The 1,228-nt window shown below is 62.3% G+C and carries 1 pseudogene; it reads left to right on the plus strand.

What is annotated here, in order from left to right:
• Window positions 1-137: 137 nt before the first annotated feature.
• Window positions 138-1,228, plus strand: a pseudogene (locus CV023_RS18680) (hypothetical protein); the annotation flags it as partial.

A 1,228-nucleotide genomic window follows, 5' to 3' on the forward strand; every position in this document is an offset into this window, starting at 1 on the left:
ATCCCACCAGCACAAACAACAACAATCATACGTAGACAGTAACAATCGAAAATAATCCGAAATTAAAAGGCGCAAAACAGCAATACTGATGTACACTGAATAAAAGAGCCCTTCAACGGAGAACGGAGCTTCAGACCATGACCTTCACCCCCGATCGCAGGAAACGTCAGGCAGGACAGCGCGCACGCCGCGCCACCCTCGCCCCGCGCCTCCGCGCGGCACGGAAGAAGGCCACGAACCCCACCCTCCCCACACCCAAGCCAGGGACCACCCAACCCGCCCGCAGTGAAGAACCCCCGACGAATAACAGTGAAGCGCCCGGCACCAACGAGGACACCACACCGACAAATACACCCGATACCAACAACGGCGCGGCAACCCTGGCCGAGCAACTCAAAGACGCCGGCCTCGACCTCACCAACCACGAACTCGCCGACGTATTCAACAACCTCGACCCCGTCACCACCACTAGCCCGGATAACCTCGAGGACCCCACCGATGTCGCCCCAGACGCTGACACTGAACCCGGTGACACCAGCACTGCCTCCGACTGCAGCCGCACCGAATCCGGCGACAGCCCTGATTCCGGCAGCAGCAGCTCTGAAACCGACGATGGTGCGGAACCCGAGAACACCGATGAGGCCGGAGCTCTGCCCTGGACGACCAATGAACCACTCGACGACGATGACCAGGGCACTGACGAGGCTCCCGCCTGGGCCGAGGACACTCCCACCCACGACGACGGGCCCACCAGCGACGACGGGCCCACCAGCGACGACGGGCAGGCATCCACACAGCGTCCGGTCTCCCCGCACCCCTTGATCGCCAATGACACCTGGAGTGACCTCACCCACTTCGCCCCCGAGGTCACCGACTCCATCACCACCCTCATGGGCCTCAACACCGACCTACGCACTTTCACCCGCCCCATGGGACCGGGCGAGGCATTGAAGATCATCGACGCCGCTGAAGCACTCACCCGCATCAGCCAAGCACTCTCCACCACCGCCCTGTCCGTCTACGAACGCATCGGGACCCCCACCGACAGTGGAGCAAAAGACACCAAATCATTGATCCGCGACCGCCTCAACCTCACCGGACGCGAAGCCGACCGCAGAGCCAAACTCGCCGAGAAACTCGGCGGCCGCGTCAACACCAACGGACAAGCACTGCCACCCCAACACCCCGTCGTAGCCGACAAACTCCACGACGGAACACTCTCCACCGA

It is taken from the genome of Brevibacterium sp. CCUG 69071 (assembly GCF_021023135.1).
Classification (GTDB): Bacteria; Actinomycetota; Actinomycetes; order Actinomycetales; family Brevibacteriaceae; genus Brevibacterium.